This window comes from Salipiger bermudensis (assembly GCF_020171625.1).
GTDB classification, from domain to species: Bacteria; Pseudomonadota; Alphaproteobacteria; order Rhodobacterales; family Rhodobacteraceae; genus Salipiger; species Salipiger bermudensis_B.
Window position 1 is genome coordinate 1 of record NZ_JAIUZY010000024.1, and the last position, 19,227, is coordinate 19,227.

The following is a 19,227-nucleotide window of genomic DNA, read 5'->3' on the forward strand; positions in this document are numbered from 1 at the left end:
CGCTCGCCCGCGCGGGCGAGACGGGCGGCGGCGCTTACAGCCCCTGCCCCGGTTTCACATCGCGAAGTTCCATCGCCTTCTTCGGATCGCGGTACATCTGCGCCAACACGTTCTGGCGCTTGACGTCCTGACGGTGGCGCAGGGTCAGCACGATGGCGCCGATCATCGCCACCAGCAGGATCAGGCCGGCAAGCTGGAACAGCAGGAAGTAACGGTCGTACAGCAGCAGGCCGAGCGCCGCGGTGTTCTGCGTCTCCGCGGCGAGCGGCGCCGGGGCCGACAGCTGCGTGGCGGCGATCTCGGAGGTTTCCCAGGCGCCGAAGGCCATGCCGAGCTGCATCAGCAGGATCACCCCGATCAGCAGCGCCAGCGGCATGTATTTCGCCATCCCCGCCCGCAGCTCGGCGAAATCCACGTCGAGCATCATCACCACGAAGAGGAACAGCACGGCCACCGCGCCCACGTAGACGATGACCAGCAGCATCGCCACGAACTCCGCTCCCAGCAGCACGAACAGGCCGGCCGAGCTGAGGAAGGCGAGGATCAGCCAGAGCACCGAGTGCACCGGGTTGCGGCTGATCACGGTGAACAGCCCGCCGACGATGGTGCAGAGCGCGAACAGGTAGAAGGCGAACACGGTCATTCTTCGTCATCCTTGTTGTCTTCCATCACCTCGCGCGCAAGCTCCATGGCGCGGGTCATGGCGGGTATGCCGGCGAACATCGACATATGGGCGATGGTCTCGGCGATCTCGTCCTTGGTGGCGCCAGCCTCGATCAGGTGGCGCACGGTCATCCTGACCGGCGTATCGGCCTGAGCGCCCTGCATCGTCAACCCCGCCAGCGTCAGCAAAAGCCGGGTCTTGCTGTCGAGACCGTCCTTCGAGATGCCGCGCCCGAACCAGAACTCCATGAAGTCCTTGGGCATGGTCGGCCAGAGCTTTTCGTACTCCCGCGGCGAGAAGCTCTCGAGCGCGGGGTTGAAGGCCTTTGCCATGTCCTGCGCCTGCTGCATCATCAGCTCGAAGGGTGTCTTCTCGGTCATGCCGTCCGTCCTTGGTCCAGCGCGCGGCGGCACCGCCGCGCGAGGCGGCAGCGGCTTGCGGTCAGGGCAGTGCGGTTGGCGGTCATGGCGATCTCTCCCGGCTCAGCGGTACGGCGCGTCCAGCTCGAGGTTGCGCGCAATCTCGGCTTCCCAGCGCTCGCCGTTGTCGAGCAGTTTCTGCTTGTCGTAGAACAGCTCTTCGCGGGTTTCGGTGGCAAACTCGAAATTCGGCCCCTCGACGATGGCATCGACCGGGCAGGCCTCCTGGCAGAAGCCGCAATAGATGCACTTGGTCATGTCGATGTCATAGCGCGTGGTGCGGCGGCTGCCGTCATCGCGCGGCTCGGCATCGATGGTGATGGCCTGGGCCGGGCAGATCGCCTCGCAGAGCTTGCAGGCGATGCAACGCTCTTCGCCGTTGGGATAGCGGCGCAGCGCGTGCTCGCCGCGGAAGCGCGGCGACAGCGGGCCCTTCTCGTGCGGGTAGTTGAGCGTGGGCTTCGGCGCGAAGAAGTATTTCAGGCCCAGGGCGAAGCCCTTGATGAAGTCGGTGAGCAGGAAATACTTGGCCGCGCGGCCGTAATCGATCTGAGTCATGAGCTAGCTTAACCTCCCGTGGTCCAGCGGGCGAAGATGCCCCAGAACCAGCCGAACTTGGCGGCAAAGGACACGAAGACCACCCACACGAGGCTGAACGGAAGGAACACCTTCCAGCCGAGTCGCATGAGCTGGTCATACCGATAGCGAGGCGTGATCGCCTTCACCATCGCGAAGATGAAGAAGAAGAAGGCCATCTTGCCGACCATCCACAGCGCGCCGTCGGGCAGCCCCGGGATCGGCGACAGCCAGCCGCCGAAGAACAGCAGCGAGGTCAGCGCGCACATCAGGAAGATGGCGATGTATTCGCCGGCCATGAACAGCAGGAACGGCGTGGCCGAGTATTCCACCTGGTACCCAGCGACGAGCTCGGATTCCGCTTCCGGCAGGTCGAAGGGCGGGCGGTTGGTCTCGGCCAGGGCCGAGATGAAGAACAGGAAGACCATCGGGAAGTGCGGCAGCCAGTACCAGCCGAAGAAGCCCCAGCCGGTGTCCTGCGCGTGCACGATGCTGCCGAAGTTCATCGAGCCGGTCGAGATGATCACGCCGATGATGATGAGGCCGATCGAGACCTCGTAAGAAATCATCTGCGCCGCAGAGCGCAGCGAGCCGAGGAACGGATATTTCGAGTTCGACGCCCAGCCGCCCATGATGACGCCATAGACCTCGAGCGAGGAGATCGCGAAGACATAGAGGATGGCCACGTTGATGTCCGACAGCACCCAGCCGTCCGAGAACGGGATCACCGCCCAGGCGATCATCGACATGACGAACGAGATCATCGGCGCCAGCATGAACACGGCCTTGTCGGAGCCGGCGGGGATCACCACCTCCTTGAGCACGTATTTCAGCGCGTCGGCCACCGATTGCAGGATGCCGAAGGTGCCCACGACGTTCGGTCCGCGCCGCATCTGGACCGCGGCCCAGATCTTGCGGTCGCCATAGACCAGGAACAGCAGCGAGATCATCACGAAGCCGAGCACGGCCAGGCACTGGGCCAGGATGATCACGAAGGTTCCGAGTGGGGTTGAGAAGAAGTCTGCCATCAAGTGTCCCTCACACCATCGGTATTTCGTTCTCGGCGCAGGCTGACGCGACGACTTCCGCGTCGATCGTCTTAAGCCCCGCGGGCAACGCCGCCGAGATCGTGTAAACAGCATCTCCGCGCCAGAGGCCACCCTCTTGCGCGACATTCGTGCGCAGATGCCGCGCAAATCCGTAGCCGCGGATCAGCGCGTACTGCGCCGCGGCGCACCGGGCGTAGTCCTCGACATCCGACGCATCGCGGGCGCCGTGCATCTGAACGAAGAAATTCACCAGATCGCCGTCGAGCAGCCGCGTCTCCACCCCTTCGTAGACAGGCACGAACGGCGCGTCCGGCTCCGGCGCCGTTTCGGCGCAGGAGGCCAGCGCCGTCAGCGCGAGGCAGAAGAGGGAGAGGCGCGCCCGCATGGTCATTCGGCGGCGAGCGGCTGGTCGCGGCGGGCCTTGGCGTTGGCCGACAGCTCGGCCATCAGCACGCTCGACCGCGCGATCGGGTTGCTCAGGTAGAAATCCTTGATCGCGTACCGGAACGACGCCTTGCCCAGAGAACCCGGCTCGGTGCTGGCCCAGGTGTTGCCCGGCACCTCGTCGATCTGGGCCAGATGCGGCACCTCGGCGACCAGCTTCTGACGAAGCTGCGGCAGGCTGTCCCACGGCAGCGTCGCACCAAGCTCGGCGGACAGTGCGCGCAGGATGGCCCAGTTTTCCTTGGCCTCTCCCGGCGGGAAGCAGGCACGCATGGCAAGCTGCGGACGGCCCTCGGTGTTGACGAAGAGGCCGTTCTCCTCGGTGTAGGCCGCGCCCGGCAGGATCACGTCGGCGCGGTGCGCGCCGCGGTCGCCGTGGCTGCCCTGGTAGATCACGAACGGCCCATCGGCGATCTCGACCTCGTCGGCGCCGAGGTTCCAGATCACGTCGGCGCCGTCGATGGCGGCGTCCATGCCGCCCTCGGTCACCGCGTTCACGTCAAGCGCACCGACGCGGGCGGCGGCGGTGTGCAGCACCATGAACTTGGCTGAGGCGCCCTCGGCCAGCTTCATCGCGGTGGCAAGCACCGCGGCGCCGTCGGCCTCCTGCAGGGCGCCCTGCCCGACGATGACCACCGCGCCCTCGCCCGCCTCGGCGGCGGAAAGCGCCGCGCGATCGGCGCCGAGATGCTCGTAGTCATAGGTCAGGTCGACCGCCTCGCCGATCAGCTTGACGGTGGCACCGTGCAGCCAGGCCTTGCGGATGCGGGCGTTGAGCACCGGCGCTTCCTGCGCCGGGTTCGCGCCCACGAGGATCACCTCGCGCGCGACATCGAGATCCTCGATCAGCGCGTTGCCGACATAGCCCGAGCGGTTGCCGGCGGGCAGCTTGGCGCCGTCGGTGCGGCACTCGACCGAGCCGCCCTGCCCCTCGATCAGGGTCTTGAGCGAGAACGTCGCCTCGACGGAGGCGAGATCGCCGATCAGACCCACGGGCTTCTTGGCGCCCTTCAGCGCTTCGGCGACCTTGCTCAGCGCCTCGGGCCAAGTGGCCGGGCGCAGCTTGCCGTTGTCGCGGATGTAGGGCTTGTCGAGGCGCTGTCGGCGCAGGCCGTCCCAGACGAAGCGGGTCTTGTCCGAGATCCACTCCTCGTTCACGCCGTCATGGTTGCGCGGCAGGAAGCGCATCACTTCGCGGCCCTTGGTGTCGACGCGGATGTTGGAGCCGAGCGCGTCCATCACGTCGATGCTCTCGGTCTTGGTGAGCTCCCACGGGCGCGCGGTGAAGGCGTAGGGCTTGGAGACCAGCGCGCCCACCGGGCACAGGTCGATGATGTTGCCCTGCAGGTTCGAATCCAGCGTCTGGTTCAGGTAGCTGGTGATCTCGGCGTCCTCGCCACGCCCGGTCTGGCCCATCTGCGCGATGCCCGCCACCTCGGTAGTGAAGCGCACGCAGCGGGTACACGAGATGCAGCGGGTCATGTGGGTCTCGACCAGCGGGCCGAGATCGAGATCGTCGACGGCGCGCTTGGGCTCGCGGAAGCGCGAGAAGTCGACGCCATAGGCCATCGCCTGATCCTGCAGGTCGCACTCGCCGCCCTGGTCGCAGATCGGGCAATCGAGCGGGTGGTTGATGAGCAGGAATTCCATCACCCCCTCGCGCGCCTTCTTGACCATCGGCGAGTTGGTCTTGACCACCGGCGGCTGGCCCTCCGGCCCGGGGCGCAGGTCGCGCACCTGCATGGCGCAGGAGGCCGCGGGCTTGGGCGGGCCACCCACCACTTCGACCAGGCACATGCGGCAGTTGCCAGCGATCGACAGGCGCTCGTGGTAGCAGAAGCGCGGAATCTCGATCCCGGCCTGCTCGCAGGCCTGGATCAGCGTCATGGCCGGATCGACCTCCAGCTCTTTCCCGTCGATGATGATCTTGCGCAGGTCACTCATTGGCATCTTCCCAGACAGAATTTGTGCTCGGCACGGCGCAGAGGCCGCCTGCGGCTCCGGCAAGGAGCGTCGTGGCGTTCTCTGCGCCGCGCCGCATCACCGGGCCCTCAGGAGCGCGCCGATCGGCGTGCCCCTGTCGATTTCTTCGCGGCCAACGCGGCAGTAGCCGGCTTCCTGGCCCAGCGTCACGCCACGGGCCTCGAGCCATGCCTCGCCCTTGGCGCGCATCTTCTTCTTCTCGGTCTTCGAGGTCACGTAATCCTCGATCTCGTCCTCGCTGTAGCCCAGCGAGCGCGCCCGCGACTTGAGCTGCGCGAGATAGCTGTAGGCCGAGATCATGCGGGCATCGATCGTGCCGCAGGTCTTGCGGATCTCGTCGGCGATGCCCACCGCCAGCAGGCCGTCGTGGATCTCCTTGACCTGACCCAGCGGCGCCTTGGCGTTGGCGGCGGCGGGCAGGATCGCGACGGTGGTCGCGCAGGCCAGCAGAAGCGTCTTGATAATGCGCATATCAGTTCTCCGATGCGGGGTTGCAGAGCGCGCACGCAGGCGCACCCGTCCACATCCCGAGGTGGGTGCCGCACGTCGCGTTATGCAATAACATGCGCGGCGGGCCGCTGATATGACCGCGATCTCCCTCACTCGACGCAGCGCCCCCGGAAGGTCACGCGATTGCCGCTCAGATCGAGCTGCTGGCGCGGCGTATCGGGGCCGACCTGCCACGCGATGTCGGAGGTGCCGAGGAAATCGATGCAGTACTTGACGCCCTCGTAGGTCGCCCCGCCGATGGCACCGTCGAGCGAAACGCTGGCCGGGCCGGCGGACGCGACAAAGCTCTTCCGGTCGCCCCGCACCGGCTTGGCCTTGCCGCTGAAGGTGACGCCGCCATAGGTGTAGTCGTTCTTGACGCCGGTACAGCCCGCCAGGGCCAGCGCCGTCAGTGCCAGCGCCGCAATGGTCTTGATGCCGTTTTGCCTGCTCACCTTGCCCATCCCGTCCTTCATAGTTTCGTCAGCACCTTGCCCACCTCGGAGCCTTCGGCGATCTCGGTCGCGCCCACGGCGCAGAGGCTGGCCGGCGCCTCGACAGAGCCGCCGCGCGAGGCAAGATAGCGCTCGACCGCCGCGGTGGTTGTGTCGAAGTCATGCGCCGCGAACACCGCATTCAGCGCCGCGCGATCCTCGCCCGCCGCGACCAGTTCCTCGGTGGCGCGGTGCACTGCGCCGCCATAGGGCGACGGCGCCAGATAGATCCCTTCCCCGTAGCAGGCATCGGCGATGCGCTCGGCCACCAGCAGCGTGACCACGCGCCGTTCCCAGCGCGCCTCGAGCGTGCTGCCTGAGGGCAGCGCCGCACCGGCGGTCGTGGCCGGACCGCCCCCCGTGCCCGGGGCACAGGCGGACAGCAGCAGCGCCAGAGCCGGCGCGACAAGATATGCGGCGCGCGAGGTCATGCTCATTCCGCCGCCATCGCGCCCATGCGGCCAGTCTTCTTGGCCTTGATGCGGTCCTCGATCTCTTCGCGAAAATGCCGGATCAGGCCCTGGATCGGCCAGGCCGCCGCATCGCCCAGGGCGCAGATGGTGTGGCCTTCGACCTGCTTGGTCACGTCGAGCAGCATGTCGATCTCTTCGACCTCGGCCTCGCCGCGGACCAGACGGTCCATCACCCGCATCATCCAGCCGGTGCCCTCGCGGCACGGGGTGCACTGGCCGCAGCTCTCGTGCTTGAAGAACTTCGACAGGCGCCAGACCGCCTTCACCACGTCGGTGCTCTGGTCCATCACGATCATGCAGCCGGTGCCGAAGCTCGACTTGTTCTCGCGCATCCAGTCGAAATCGAAGATTGCGTCCTCGAGCTTGTCCTTGGGCAGGATCGGACAGGAGGCGCCACCGGGGATGATGGCCTTGAGGTTGTCCCAGCCGCCACGGATGCCGCCGCCGTGCTTCTCGATGATCTCGCGCACCGAAAGCGACATCTCTTCCTCGAAGACCGAGGGCGTGTTGACGTGGCCGGTCAGGCCCATGAGCTTGGTCCCGGAATTGTTCTTGCGCCCGAAGCCCGAGAACCAGCTCGCGCCGCGACGCAGGATGGTCGGCACGACGGCGATGCTCTCGACGTTGTTGACCGTGGTCGGGCAGCCATAGAGGCCCGCGCCGGCCGGAAACGGCGGCTTCATGCGCGGCATCCCCTTCTTGCCCTCGAGGCTTTCCAGCAGCGAGGTTTCTTCGCCGCAGATATAGGCCCCCGCACCGTGATGCAGGTAGAGGTCGAAATCCCAGCCCGAGCCGCAGGCGTTCTTGCCGATCATGCCGGCGTCATACGCCTCGTCGATGGCGGCCTGCAGCGCCTCGCGCTCGCGGATGTATTCGCCGCGGATGTAGATGTAGGAGCTGTGCGCCCCCATGGCGAAGCTGGCGATCAGCGCGCCCTCGATCAGCGTGTGCGGATCGTGGCGCATGATCTCGCGGTCCTTGCAGGTCGCGGGCTCGGATTCGTCGGCGTTGATCACCAGATAGGCCGGGCGACCGTCGCTTTCCTTGGGCATGAAGGACCACTTGAGGCCGGTCGGGAAGCCCGCCCCGCCGCGTCCGCGCAGGCCCGAGGCCTTCATCTCGTCGATGATCCAGTCGCGGCCCTTGCCGAGGATCCCGGCGGTTCCGTCCCAGTGGCCACGCTTCTTCGCACCCTGCAGCGTGCGGTCATGCATGCCGTAGAGATTGGTGAAAATGCGGTCCTCGTCCTTCAGCATCGCATCAGTCCTTGTTCTGCTGGCGCGCGCGCCAGAGCCCGTAAATCATCCAGATCGCCGTCCCGAACCCGGCGATCGCCGCCAGGTCGAAGAAGGCGCGTGTGCGCTGGGACCATCCCAGCGCCTCGCCGGCCAGCATGGCGGCGATCCAGGCCAGCCCGGTGCCGGCGATCACGAGCGCGATGATGCGCCCCTGCCGGTTGTGGCGGTCCCGATCCGTCATGCTCTGGCCCTTTCCTTGGCCTCGCGGGCCCTGCGGCGCGTCCCCCGCGCCGTGGCCCGTCCCCTTGGTTTCGTCTCGTGCCCGCTCGCGCGGGGCGCTGTTGCCTGCCGGGCCTCAGTAGACCTCGCCGTTGTCGACGCGGGTCGAGAAATCGGTCTCGCCCCCGGCGGCAAGGATCTTGGCCTGCCCGATCCAGTCATCGCGCGACACGCGGCCGCGGAAGCCCTTGAGGTTGTCGTCCATCCACGCGACCTCGGCGGCGCTCCAGCCGGCGATCTGGTCGAAATGGTAGATCCCAAGCTCGTGCAGCAAAGTCTCGAGCTTTGGACCGACGCCCTTGATTTCCTTCAGGTCGTCAGCACCGCTGCCGCGCGGAGCGGACAGCGCTTCGGGCTGCCTCTCGCCCTCGTCGCTCGCCGGCGCCGCCTCGGGCTTGGTTTCGGACCCGCCTTGATAGGTCCAGTCCCCCTTGCGCGACGCCAGCTCGGCCTGACCGGCGAGCGGCTTGCTCGGTTTGATCACGGGCTCATCGTTCTCAGGCTCAGCGGCAGCCTTGTCGGAGGCCGGCGCAGCGGCAGACGGCTGCGCGGCGGAGCTTGTCGGCGCGGGCGCCGGGGCCTCGGCCTTGGACGCTGCGGCGGGCTTGGGCGCTGCGGCGGGCGACGGCGTGGGGGCGCTGGCCTTGCGGACGCCGAGCGTCGGCACCGGCGCGCAGGTCAGCCAGACGAACAGGCTTCCGAGCAGCGCAGCCGACAGGACGCCGAGCAGGATCGCGGCGACGATCCCCCGGTCGGCCCCGAGCGCAAACAGCGCCACGAGCGCACCGATCACCGCCGCTGCGATCCAGCAGTTGCGCTTGCAGGTTCCGTTCGTTGCCATGTCCGTCATTCCGATCCTCCCCTAAAAGGCCGCGTGGGTTCGTGTCAGCCGTCGCTGACATCCCCCCTCTTAGCACGATCGGAGGAGTCCGTCTCTGTGCCGGAGGACAGGGCTTTTGCCTGATCCACCCAGCCATCCCGGCTGACCCGTCCCTTGAAGCCTTGCAGGTTGGCGTCGACCCATGCCACCTCGTCGTCGGACCAGTTGGCGATCTGATCGAAATGGTAAAAGCCGAGGCCGTGAAGCTGCTCTTCGAGCTTCGGGCCCACGCCCCTGATCTGCGTGAGGTCGTCCGCCCCGCCCTCGCGCGGGCCATCGAGCGCCTCGGGGCGTTGGCCTGCCTCCGTGGCCTCGGCCGGGCTTTCGCTCTTGGCGGAGCTGCTGTCCTGTGCCGAGCTTTCGCTCTTGGCGGAATCTTCGTCCTCGACCGGGCTTTCGACCCTGGCCGCAGGCTCGACCGGAGCCTCGCGCTTGTCGACGCCGGTGTCGTCCGCCGGAACGTCCTCGGCCAGCTTCGGCGAGTGGGTGTCAGGCTCCGCGTCGCCCTTCTCGTCCGAGCGATCGCGCCACGGGGTGCGCAGCGGCACTTCGGTGCCATCGATGCGCTTGACCGTGTCGCCGATGGTCGTCGCAAGCTCGACCGAGGCGTTGTATTCCGGCCGGCCCTCGACATGCTCGGTCAGCACCACCGGCCCGCCCAGGGGCTCGGAGGAATAGCGGCCGTTCTGCGGACCGGGCACCGGCACGTTGCCGGCGGCCAGTTCGTCGAGGATCTCGGCCAGACGCGCGGCGGTCAGGTCTTCGTAGTAATCCTTGCCGATCTGCGCCATCGGCGCGTTGGCGCAGGAACCGAGGCACTCGACCTCTTCCCACGAGAACTTGCCGTCGGCAGAGACCTGATGCGCTTTCGGCGCGATCTTGTCCCGGCACACCGCCATCAGATCCTCGGCGCCGCAGATCATGCAGGTCGTGGTGCCGCAGATCTGCACATGCGCCACCGAGCCGACCGGCTGCAGCTGGAACATGAAGTAGAAGGTCGCGACCTCGAGCACCCGGATATAGGCCATGTCGAGCATCTCGGCCACGGTCTCGATCGCCGGACGGCTGAGCCAGCCTTCCTGCTCCTGCGCCCGCCACAGCAGCGGGATCACCGCGCTGGCCTGACGCCCGGCGGGATACTTGCTGATCTGCCCCTCGGCCCAGGCCATGTTGGCTTGGGTGAAGGCGAAACTCTCGGGCTGGTCGGGATGAAGGCGGCGAAGCATCAGTCGGATGGCCTCTTGTTGAGGGTGTCTCTACCGGCGCCGGGCGCGCGGGCTGGATATGTCGGCAAAGCCGGTCACCGGGATCAGCCGGCGCCCACCGGCGCGGGGGCGGCCTCGGCCACCGGTGCGGCGGCTTCCGGTGCGCAGCTGCCCGTGGTCAGGCGGAACCCGCCGGCCGCGGAGGATTCGCCCGCGCCCGCCGCGATGCGGTAGTTGGCAACCTGCTGGACCTGCTCACGCGCCAGCCCGGTCTGCAGTTCGACGGCCAGATAGTCGGCCTCGTAGTCGAGATTGCAGCCGATCGAGGCAACCGCCTCGTCAAAGGCCCGAAGCTGTGCGTCTTCGATGCCCTGCGGCGGCAGCGCAAGGCAGCCGGCGGTCGCGATGAGTGGCAGCAGCAGCCAGCTTTTCTTCAGCATATCGTTCCCTCGTTCTCTTGTCTCAAGGCGCACCGGATTGGTCCGCGAGGCGCCGCCTGGCCGGGCACACCCGGTGCCCCGCCCGTTGTCAGTTCTGCCGCCTTAGCGGTCGACCTCGCCGAACACGATGTCGAGCGAGCCCAGAATGGCCGCCACGTCGGCCAGCTGGTGGCCCTTGCAGATGTAATCCATCGCCTGCAGGTGCAGGAAACCCGGCGCGCGCAACTTGGCGCGGTAGGGCTTGTTGCTGCCATCGGCCACCAGATAGACGCCGAACTCGCCCTTGGGCGCCTCGACGCAGGCATAGACCTCGCCCGCGGGCACGTGGAAGCCTTCGGTGTAGAGCTTGAAGTGGTGGATCAGCGCCTCCATCGAGGTCTTCATCTCCGAGCGCTTCGGCGGTGTCACCTTGCCGCGCGCCAGCACGTCGCCCTGGTTTTCCGGCAGGCGCAGCTTGGCGAGCGCCTGTTTCATGATCTTCACGCTCTCGCGCATCTCGGCCATGCGGCAGAGATAGCGATCGTAGCAATCGCCGTTCTTGCCGACCGGGATCTGGAACTCGAACTCGTCATAGCATTCGTAGGGCTGCGCGCGGCGCAGGTCCCACGCGAGACCGGAGCCGCGCACCATGACGCCGGAGAAGCCGAATTTCTGGATGTCGTCCTCGGTCACCACGCCGATATCGGCGTTGCGCTGCTTGAAGATCCGGTTCTCGGTCAGCAGATCGTCAATATCCTGAAGCCGGGCCGGGAACTCGTCGCACCAGGTGTCGAGGTCTTCGATCAGCTCGGGCGGGAGATCCTGATGCACACCGCCGGGGCGGAAATAGGCGGCGTGAAGGCGCGCCCCGCTGGCCCGCTCGTAGAACACCATCAGCTTCTCGCGTTCCTCGAAGCCCCAGAGCGGCGGCGTCAGGGCGCCCACGTCCATGGCCTGCGTCGTCACGTTCAGCAGGTGGTTCAGGATGCGCCCGACCTCGCAGTAGAGCACGCGGATCAGCTGCGCGCGGCGCGGCACCTCGACGCCGGTGAGGCGCTCGATGGCGAGGCACCATGCGTGTTCCTGGTTCATCGTGCCGACATAGTCGAGCCGGTCGAAATACGGCAGGTTCTGCAGGTAGGTGCGGCTCTCCATCAGCTTCTCGGTGCCGCGGTGCAGCAGGCCGATATGCGGATCGCAGCGCTCGACGATTTCGCCGTCAAGCTCGAGCACGAGGCGCAGAACGCCATGCGCCGCAGGGTGTTGCGGCCCGAAGTTGATGTTGAAGTTGCGGATCTGCTGCTCGCCCGACAGCGCGTCGGTGCTGCCGTCGTCGAATTTCGAGCCGTCCATCATGTCAACGATCCTCTCATCGCGGGGGCAGGAAGATTTTTAGTCCTAAAAATCTTCGCCTCTGACGTTGCACGCATCACTTCGCCTCCGCCTTCTCGTCGCCGGGCAGAACGTACTGCGCCCCTTCCCACGGCGACATGAAGTCGAACTGACGGTATTCCTGCACCAGGCTCACCGGCTCGTAGACCACGCGCTTGAGCTCTTCGTCGTAGCGCACCTCGACATAGCCGGTGGTCGGGAAGTCCTTGCGCAGCGGATGGCCGCGGAAGCCGTAATCGGTCAGGATGCGGCGCAGGTCCGGGTGGCCCGAGAAGATGATGCCGAACATGTCGAACACCTCGCGCTCGAACCAGTCGGCGCTCGGGTGGGTGGCGGTGATCGACGGCACAACGTCGTCCTCGCGCAGCGCGACCCGCAGGCGGATGCGCTGGTTCTGGTACATCGACAGGAAGTGATAGACCACGTCGAAGCGCTTGGGCCGCTCGGGGTGATCCACCGCGGTGATGTCGACCAGGGTCGAGAACCGGCAGGACGGATCGGCCTTGAGGAATTCCACGAAGCCCGGGATGTTGGCCGGGGTCACGTCGACGGTCAGCTCGTCAAAGGCCACCGACCAGCCGAGCACGCAGTCGGGGCGCCGGATCTCGAGATGGCCGCCGAGTTCTTTCAGTGCTTGCGTCATAGTTCTCTCCCCGCCTCGCCTATCGCACGATCGTGCCGGTGCGGCGGATCTTCTTCTGCAGCGCCATCAGCCCGTAGAGCAGCGCCTCTGCCGTCGGCGGGCAGCCGGGCACGTAGACATCCACCGGAACGATGCGGTCGCACCCGCGCACGACCGAGTAGCTGTAGTGATAATAGCCGCCGCCATTGGCGCAGGACCCCATGGAGATCACGTAGCGCGGTTCGGGCATCTGGTCGTAGACCTTGCGCAGGGCCGGGGCCATCTTGTTGGTCAGGGTGCCGGCGACGATCATCAGGTCCGACTGGCGCGGGCTGGCGCGCGGCGCGCTGCCGAAGCGCTCGAGATCGTAGCGCGGCATCGAGGTGTGCATCATCTCGACGGCGCAGCAGGCCAGACCGAAGGTCATCCAGTGAAGGCTGCCGGTGCGCGCCCAGTTGATCACGTCGTCGACCGAGGTCAGCAGGAAGCCCTTGTCCGAGAGTTCGCGGTTGAGGGCCTGGGTGGCGACCTCCTGGTCGCCGCCGGCGCGGTAGGTGCCGTATGCGACCGGGGCCGACGGGCCCGATTTGACCCGCGGCCCTTGCTTGCCGCCGCCCTGCACGTCGGTCACCAGCGGCGTCTGCTCGTCGCTCACTGCCATTCGAGCGCCCCTTTCTTCCATTCGTAGGCAAAGCCAGCGGTCAGCACGCCCAGGAACACCATCATCGACCAGAAGCCGACCATGCTCACGTCCTTGAAGGCCACGGCCCAGGGGAACAGGAAGGCGATCTCGAGATCGAAGATGATGAACAGGATCGAGACCAGATAGAACCGGACGTCGAATTTCATGCGCGCGTCGTCGAACGCGTTGAAGCCGCATTCGTAAGCCGAGACCTTTTCGGGATCCGGATGCCGGACGGCGAGAACGACGGCGGCGAGGATCAGGATGGCGCCGAGCGCGATCGCGATGCCCAGGAAAACGAGAATAGGGAGATACTCCCTCAGCATCTCTTCCACTTGCTGGCTCCTTTGCGAGGCGCGCCGAGCGACCGGCGCGGAGACCATGGCGATGTTGCCTTGCTATGAGTGACTTATCGCTGACACCCGGCGGGGTCAACAAGCCCCGCAAATATTCAGAATTGGTTAAAACACTGATATTTTAGAGAGATAGCGCGGATTCTCGGCGCCGGTCGCAAGGTCGCGACATTTTTATCGCCGACTCCTGCATACAATTGCCGCACCGTTCGGCCGGTCAGGCGGTCACGACCACCAGCGCCAGCGCCGCCAGCAACGCCTGCAGGGGCGCCCAGCCGGCGCGCTCCGCCGGTTTGCGCGACATCCGGCTCACCCCGGCCGAGGCGCCATGCAGCGCCACCGTGACCCAGCCGGTCCAGCGCGGCCAGCCCAGCCCCGGAAACCCCGCCGCCGAGATGATCGACAGCGCCGCGAACAGCATTAGAAGCGCCGTCAGCCCGGCGTTGAGCCGGTCGCGATACGGCAAGGCCCCCGCCTCTGCCGCCCCCAGTGCCAACGCCGCCAGCGGTGCGCCGAAGATCAGCGCGATCTGGAAGAAGATCACGGCGAGGCAAAGCGTTGCATGAAAATGGGCGATCTGGATCAGGGCGCGGCCCTCCGTGCGACAGGGCGCAGCCTGCCGCTGCCGGCGTCGCAGCGCAAGGGCCGCCCCCCCGGATCCAGGCGCCCTACCCCCAGGGCGCCTTGCGCTTGTCGAGAAACGCACCGATGCCCTCACGCGCCTCCTCTGTTTCCCAGCGTCTGGCCAGCGCCTCGATGGCGAAGTCGAGATCCGCCTCGCTGACCTGCCCGGCCAGCGCATTGAGCAGCGCCTTGGCATCGCGCACCGCGAAGGGCGCACAGGACAGGTAAGGCGCGATCTCGGCCTCGACCGCCGCGTCGAGCTCCTCCGGTGCCACCACCTTGGCAAGAAGGTTGAGCCGCACCGCCTCCGCGGCGTCGAACACCCGGCCCGACATGAACACCTCCCGCGCCCGCGTCGCGCCCATGCGCGCGATGGCATAGGGACCGATATTGGCCGGGATCAGTCCGAGCCGGGTCTCGGTGAAGCCCATCTTGACCGCATCGGTGCCGATCGCCATGTCGCAGACCGAGACCAGCCCGACGCCACCGCCCAGCGCATTGCCCTGCACCCTGCCGATCAGCGGCTGCGGCAGCGCCGCCAGCGAGGCAAGCGCGGTGGCGATGCGGCGCGACTCCGCCTTGCGGGTCGCGGCGTCCATGCCGAACTGCTCCCGCATCCAGGCCAGATCGCCGCCGGCGCAGAACGACGCCCCCTCGGCGGCCAGCACCACCACGCGCACCGCGTCGTCGCCGGCCAGCTCCTTCGCCGCCGCCTCGAGCTCGGTCATCATCTGCGCCGAGAGCGCGTTGTGCTTCTCGGGCCGCGCCAGTGTCAGCACCGCCACCCCGCGCGCGTCGCGCGTCACCGTGATCAAGGCCATCGCCGATCCTCCCTTCTTGATGTCTCCGTCGCGGCCCTCGGCCGCGCTGGTCCCAAATGCGGCCCTCAGCCGCGCATTTTTCTGTTGTGGCACTCAGCCGCGCATCGTCCCGCCGCAGTCAAGGCGCCGCGCATCGCGCCCAAGCCCCCTGCCCGCATCACGTCCCTATCAACGCTCAGCCGCGCATCGCCCGCGCCATCGGGGCCGCCTCCGCCAGCACCTGCATGTCGAGCCCATGCGCGTAGCCCAGCGCCGACAGCCGCGCCGCCACCGCCTCGGTGGCCACGTTACCCGCGGCGCCCGGCGCATAGGGGCAGCCGCCCAACCCACCGACCGCGGCGTCGAAGACCCGCAGACCACGCCCCAGCGCCACCTCGATATTGTCGAGCGCCCGCCCGGAGGTGTCGTGAAAATGCCCCGCCAGCCGCGCCGCGGGCAGCTCGCCCACCACCGCCGTCAGCATCGCATCCACCGCCTCCGGCGTGCCGCGCCCGATCGTGTCGCCGAGCGAGACCTCGTAGCACCCCATGTCGCGCAGCGCCGCGACCACGCCCGCCACGGCCTTCGGCGCCACCGCCCCGTCATAGGGGCACTCGAGCACGCAGGAGACATAGCCCCGCACCGGCACCCCGCGCGCCCGCGCCGCCTCGGCCACCGGCGCAAAGCGCGCCAGGCTCTCCTCGATCGAGGCGTTGATATTGGCGCGACTGAATCCTTCCGAGGCAGAGCCGAAGATCGCCACCTCGTCGGCCCCCGCCGCCATCGCCGCCTCGAACCCTTTCAGGTTGGGCGTGAGCGCCGCGTAGGACACCCCACGTGCCCGGGTGATGCCGGCCAGCACCTCCCCGGAGCTCGCCATCTGCGGCACCCATTTCGGGCTCACGAAACTGGCGCATTCGATGCGCCGGAAGCCGGCCCGCGAGAGGCAGTCCACAAGGGCGATCTTCTCCGCCGCCGGGATCTCCCGCGCCTCGTTCTGCAACCCGTCGCGAGGCCCCACCTCGAAGATCTCGACCCGCTCAGCCATGCCGCCCCTCTCCCATCATCGTCATCTTGCACCTCCTCTTTTGCCGCCCGCACCAAGAGGCCGTCCGCCGGACCCCGCCGAGCCACGCCGCCACCGCGTGTCACCGAGACCGGCGCAACGCCAACAAGCAGCGCAGTCCCCCATCTTCTCTACGTCCCAAATACTCAAACTCCACCCGCGCCACCCAGCCTCTCGCCAGCCCAAGCTCGCCCAAATCCCCACACAGCCCGACCCCGAGCCGCCCCCGGGGCGGCGAGACAACCTGTGCGCGCCGGCACGGCGCGCGCCGTTCAACTCACGCCCAGGCCGGGTAGAAGTCCTGACGGTACAGCCGCCCATCCGCCTCGGGCAGGGATCGCAGGAACCCGTCCCGCGCGGTGATCCGCGCATACCAGGCACTCAGCTCCGCAAACCCCTCGATCTTGGCAAAGTGCCGCGCCATGTAGACCGCCTGCCCGACCGCGATGTCCACCGCCGAGAACCCCGAGGTCAGCAGATGGTCGCGCTTCTCGAGCGGCGGTGACAGGCGCGCCTCAAGCGCCTCATAGCATTTCTCCAGCCGCTTCGCCTCGAGCTGCATGACGATCGGCGAGCGCATTGCATCGTCGCGCAGCATGAGGTGCTGCTGGGTCAGCGCCGCCACATGCTGGCTGATGGTCTCAGCGAAGTGCAGCCAGCTCAGCCAGCCCATGCGGTCCGGGCTGCCCGGCGACCGGCCCAGCCCCGCCTCGGGAAAGCGCTCGCAGAGATACTCCATCATCGCGAGACTCTCGAACATGCGCTCGCCCTCGATCTCCAGCGCCGGCACCCGCCCGGCGGGCGAGAGCGACAGGTAGTCCGGTTCGCGCAGCGACCGGTCGAGGGGCCGCAGCAGCAGCTCGAAGGGCGCATCGAGCTCGTAAAGCAGCCACAGCACCCGCATGGAGCGCGACTGCGGCACGTGATGCAGCCGGATCACGCGGCGCCCTCCGCCGCGTCCTCGAGGCGCATCAGCGCCGCGCCCGCCTCGACCTGCGCGCCCGCCGCCACCAGCACCTCGGCCACCACCCCGTCGCGCCAGGCGGTCAGGCTGTGCTCCATCTTCATCGCCTCGAGCACCGCCAACCGGTCGCCGGCGCTGACCGCCTGACCAGCCTGCGCATGGACCGAGACCACCCGCCCCGGCATCGGCGCCTCGATCAGGTTGCCGCCCGACGCCTCCGCCGCCCGCTCCAGCGGATCGACCAGCTCGAAGACCTGCCCGCCCTCGGCAAAGACGGTGATCTCATTGCCCTCGCGGAACAGCGCCGCCGCGGGCCGCCCGTCGAGCCGCCACGCATCGCCCGTGCGCTCCGCCAGCACCCGGCTCTCCCCGAGCGTCACCTCGATCCGCTCAGACGCCATGACCCGCAATGTCGCGACGATCTCCTCGCCGGCATGGCGCAGGGTCACGCCGCGCGCCAGAGGCTCCCAGAGGGAAAAGCCTCGGTGCGGCGCGTCCCCCTCCCAGAGGTCCGCCGCCGCCAGCGCGGCCTGCGCCAGCACCGCCGGCGTCGGCGCCGGTGCCTCGGTCAGCGCGGCGATGTCGCGCCCGATCAGCCCGGTATCGACCTCGCCCCTGGCAAAGCCCGCGTGCCGCGCCAGCGCACCGAGGAAGGCCAGGTTGGTCACCGTGCCCGCCACCTGCGTCTCCGCCAGCCCGCGCGCCAGCTTGCGCAGGGCGATCTCGCGCGTCGGGCCGTGCACGATCAGCTTCGCGATCATCGGATCGTAATGCGGCGAGATCAGGTCGCCCGAGCGCACGCCGCTGTCGGCGCGCACATCGGCCGGGAAGGCCAGCCGCGCCAGCCGCCCGGTGGCCGGCAGGAACCCCGCCGGCACGTCCTCGGCATAGAGCCGCGCCTCGAAGGCATGGCCGGTGATGGTGAGGTCCTCCTGCGCCATCGGCAGCGGCTCACCGGCGGCGACCCGCAGCTGCCACTCCACCAGGTCGACGCCAGTGATCGCCTCGGTCACCGGGTGTTCGACTTGCAGGCGGGTGTTCATCTCCATGAACCAGAATCCGTCCGGACGCAGCCCGCGCGAGCCATCCACGATGAACTCGATGGTCCCCGCGCCCTTGTAGCCGATGGCCTCGGCGGCGCGCACCGCCGCGGCCCCCATCGCCTGCCGCATCTCGGCGGTCATGCCCGGCGCCGGCGCCTCCTCGATGACCTTCTGGTGGCGACGCTGCAGCGAGCAGTCGCGCTCGAAAAGATGCACCGCCCGCGTGCCGTCGCCAAAGACCTGCACCTCGATATGGCGCGGCTTGGTGACGAATTTCTCGATCAGCACCGCCTCGTTGCCGAACGCGCCGCGCGCTTCGGCCTGCGCGCTCGCCAGCGCATCGGCGAACTCCTCGGGGCGTTCCACCAGCCGCATCCCCTTGCCGCCGCCGCCGGCCACCGCCTTGATCAGCACCGGGTAGCCGATGGCCTCGGCCTCCGCCGCGAGGACGCCCGCCTCCTGCGCCGCGCCGTGATAGCCCGGCACCACCGGCACGCCGGCCTCCTGCATCAGCCGCTTGGCGGCGTCCTTGAGCCCCATCGCCCGGATCGCCGCCGCACCGGGGCCGACGAAGACCAGGCTCGCCGCCTCCACCGCCTCGACGAAATCCGGGTTCTCCGACAGGAAACCGTAGCCCGGATGGATGGCCCCCGCCCCGGTGGCCAGCGCCGCCTCGATGATGCGCTCCCCGCGCAGGTAGCTCTCCGCCGGAGACGCCCCGCCGATGCACACCGCCTCGTCCGCCATGGCGACATGCTTCGCACCCGCATCGGCTTCGGAATAGACCGCAACGCAACGCAGCCCCATCGCGCGCGCCGTCTCCATCACCCGGCAGGCGATCTCGCCGCGGTTGGCGATCAGTACCGTGTCAAACATCTCCGTCCTCCCAGACGCCCATGACTTCTTCTGGCCCCAAATATCCCGGGGAGTCCGCGCCTGCGCGGACGGGGCAGCGCCCCGGCTCGATCCTCGCCGCCTCTCACGACCGACGGTTCCCCCCGACCCAAGCCAACATCCCCGCGCGGCGCCAGAGGTCTCGCCCCGGTGGCGGTGCGGGGTGGGCGGGCGG

General features: G+C 68.0%; 23 protein-coding genes. All 23 read right to left on the bottom strand.

From position 1 onward, the window contains the following. Positions 1-34: 34 nt before the first annotated feature. The 23 genes from LCM15_RS22080 to LCM15_RS22190 all read right to left on the bottom strand — a co-directional run bounded on the left by LCM15_RS22080 (position 35) and on the right by LCM15_RS22190 (position 19,034). Positions 35-643: an NADH-quinone oxidoreductase subunit J gene (locus LCM15_RS22080; protein WP_224859978.1), complete on the bottom strand. Its 609-nt coding sequence runs from the start codon at positions 641-643 to the stop codon at positions 35-37. Then, a complete protein-coding gene (locus LCM15_RS22085) occupies positions 640-1,044 on the bottom strand; it encodes a carboxymuconolactone decarboxylase family protein (protein WP_224859979.1) in 405 nt (134 codons plus the stop codon). Before LCM15_RS22085 ends, LCM15_RS22080 begins: the two co-directional genes overlap by 4 nt. 102 nt (positions 1,045-1,146) lie before the next feature. Next, complete coding sequence (nuoI, locus tag LCM15_RS22090; protein ID WP_224859980.1) at positions 1,147-1,641, bottom strand: NADH-quinone oxidoreductase subunit NuoI; 495 nt, start codon at positions 1,639-1,641, stop codon at positions 1,147-1,149. An 8-nt stretch (positions 1,642-1,649) separates the two neighbouring features. Next, positions 1,650-2,687 (bottom strand): NADH-quinone oxidoreductase subunit NuoH, encoded by a 1,038-nt coding sequence (nuoH, locus tag LCM15_RS22095; RefSeq protein WP_224859981.1) that lies wholly within the window; start codon positions 2,685-2,687, stop codon positions 1,650-1,652. A gap of 10 nt (positions 2,688-2,697) precedes the next feature. Further along, positions 2,698-3,099 (bottom strand): hypothetical protein, encoded by a 402-nt coding sequence (locus LCM15_RS22100; RefSeq protein WP_412103313.1) that lies wholly within the window; start codon positions 3,097-3,099, stop codon positions 2,698-2,700. Then, complete coding sequence (gene nuoG / locus LCM15_RS22105) at positions 3,096-5,096, bottom strand: NADH-quinone oxidoreductase subunit NuoG (RefSeq protein WP_224859982.1); 2,001 nt, start codon at positions 5,094-5,096, stop codon at positions 3,096-3,098. The genes LCM15_RS22100 and nuoG overlap by 4 nt, the downstream gene beginning before the upstream one ends. A gap of 96 nt (positions 5,097-5,192) precedes the next feature. Then, positions 5,193-5,606, bottom strand: coding sequence for a DUF5333 domain-containing protein (locus tag LCM15_RS22110; protein ID WP_224859983.1), 414 nt, complete (start codon positions 5,604-5,606; stop codon positions 5,193-5,195). 128 nt (positions 5,607-5,734) lie between these two features. Next, complete coding sequence (locus tag LCM15_RS22115; RefSeq protein ID WP_224859998.1) at positions 5,735-6,088, bottom strand: hypothetical protein; 354 nt, start codon at positions 6,086-6,088, stop codon at positions 5,735-5,737. An 8-nt stretch (positions 6,089-6,096) separates the two neighbouring features. After that, positions 6,097-6,555, bottom strand: coding sequence for a DUF5333 family protein (locus LCM15_RS22120; RefSeq protein WP_224859984.1), 459 nt, complete (start codon positions 6,553-6,555; stop codon positions 6,097-6,099). Beyond that, positions 6,552-7,847 carry an NADH-quinone oxidoreductase subunit NuoF gene (gene nuoF, locus LCM15_RS22125; RefSeq protein WP_224859985.1) on the bottom strand — a complete coding sequence of 432 codons (1,296 nt, stop codon included), beginning with the start codon at positions 7,845-7,847 and terminating at the stop codon, positions 6,552-6,554. The genes LCM15_RS22120 and nuoF overlap by 4 nt, the downstream gene beginning before the upstream one ends. Positions 7,848-7,851: 4 nt before the next feature. Then, positions 7,852-8,070 (bottom strand): DUF5337 domain-containing protein, encoded by a 219-nt coding sequence (locus tag LCM15_RS22130; RefSeq protein WP_040544732.1) that lies wholly within the window; start codon positions 8,068-8,070, stop codon positions 7,852-7,854. Positions 8,071-8,184: 114 nt separating this feature from the next. Next, a complete protein-coding gene (locus LCM15_RS22135) occupies positions 8,185-8,958 on the bottom strand; it encodes an endonuclease (protein WP_224859986.1) in 774 nt (257 codons plus the stop codon). A 35-nt stretch (positions 8,959-8,993) separates the two neighbouring features. Further along, the gene (locus LCM15_RS22140) at positions 8,994-10,214 is read right to left on the bottom strand and encodes an NADH-quinone oxidoreductase subunit E (protein ID WP_224859987.1); all 1,221 of its coding nucleotides are present in this window, start codon (positions 10,212-10,214) and stop codon (positions 8,994-8,996) included. An 83-nt stretch (positions 10,215-10,297) separates the two neighbouring features. After that, positions 10,298-10,633 carry a hypothetical protein gene (locus LCM15_RS22145; protein WP_224859988.1) on the bottom strand — a complete coding sequence of 112 codons (336 nt, stop codon included), beginning with the start codon at positions 10,631-10,633 and terminating at the stop codon, positions 10,298-10,300. Between the two features lie 102 nt (positions 10,634-10,735). Continuing rightward, positions 10,736-11,965 (bottom strand): NADH-quinone oxidoreductase subunit D, encoded by a 1,230-nt coding sequence (locus LCM15_RS22150; RefSeq protein ID WP_224859999.1) that lies wholly within the window; start codon positions 11,963-11,965, stop codon positions 10,736-10,738. 76 nt (positions 11,966-12,041) lie between these two features. Next, positions 12,042-12,647: an NADH-quinone oxidoreductase subunit C gene (locus LCM15_RS22155; RefSeq protein ID WP_224859989.1), complete on the bottom strand. Its 606-nt coding sequence runs from the start codon at positions 12,645-12,647 to the stop codon at positions 12,042-12,044. A 19-nt stretch (positions 12,648-12,666) separates the two neighbouring features. After that, entirely contained in the window at positions 12,667-13,287 is a 621-nt protein-coding gene (locus LCM15_RS22160) for a NuoB/complex I 20 kDa subunit family protein (protein WP_224859990.1), read from the bottom strand. Continuing rightward, positions 13,278-13,643, bottom strand: coding sequence for an NADH-quinone oxidoreductase subunit A (locus LCM15_RS22165; RefSeq protein ID WP_224859991.1), 366 nt, complete (start codon positions 13,641-13,643; stop codon positions 13,278-13,280). The genes LCM15_RS22160 and LCM15_RS22165 overlap by 10 nt, the downstream gene beginning before the upstream one ends. Before the next feature lie 235 nt (positions 13,644-13,878). Next, positions 13,879-14,205, bottom strand: a complete 327-nt coding sequence (locus LCM15_RS22170; protein WP_224859992.1) for a hypothetical protein — start codon at positions 14,203-14,205, stop codon at positions 13,879-13,881. A gap of 124 nt (positions 14,206-14,329) precedes the next feature. Then, positions 14,330-15,106 carry a crotonase/enoyl-CoA hydratase family protein gene (locus tag LCM15_RS22175; protein ID WP_224859993.1) on the bottom strand — a complete coding sequence of 259 codons (777 nt, stop codon included), beginning with the start codon at positions 15,104-15,106 and terminating at the stop codon, positions 14,330-14,332. Between the two features lie 175 nt (positions 15,107-15,281). Beyond that, a complete protein-coding gene (locus LCM15_RS22180; protein ID WP_224859994.1) occupies positions 15,282-16,133 on the bottom strand; it encodes a hydroxymethylglutaryl-CoA lyase in 852 nt (283 codons plus the stop codon). 295 nt (positions 16,134-16,428) lie between these two features. Then, positions 16,429-17,091 carry a glutathione S-transferase family protein gene (locus LCM15_RS22185; protein WP_224859995.1) on the bottom strand — a complete coding sequence of 221 codons (663 nt, stop codon included), beginning with the start codon at positions 17,089-17,091 and terminating at the stop codon, positions 16,429-16,431. Then, positions 17,088-19,034 carry an acetyl/propionyl/methylcrotonyl-CoA carboxylase subunit alpha gene (locus LCM15_RS22190; protein ID WP_224859996.1) on the bottom strand — a complete coding sequence of 649 codons (1,947 nt, stop codon included), beginning with the start codon at positions 19,032-19,034 and terminating at the stop codon, positions 17,088-17,090. Before LCM15_RS22190 ends, LCM15_RS22185 begins: the two co-directional genes overlap by 4 nt. Positions 19,035-19,227: the final 193 nt, after the last annotated feature.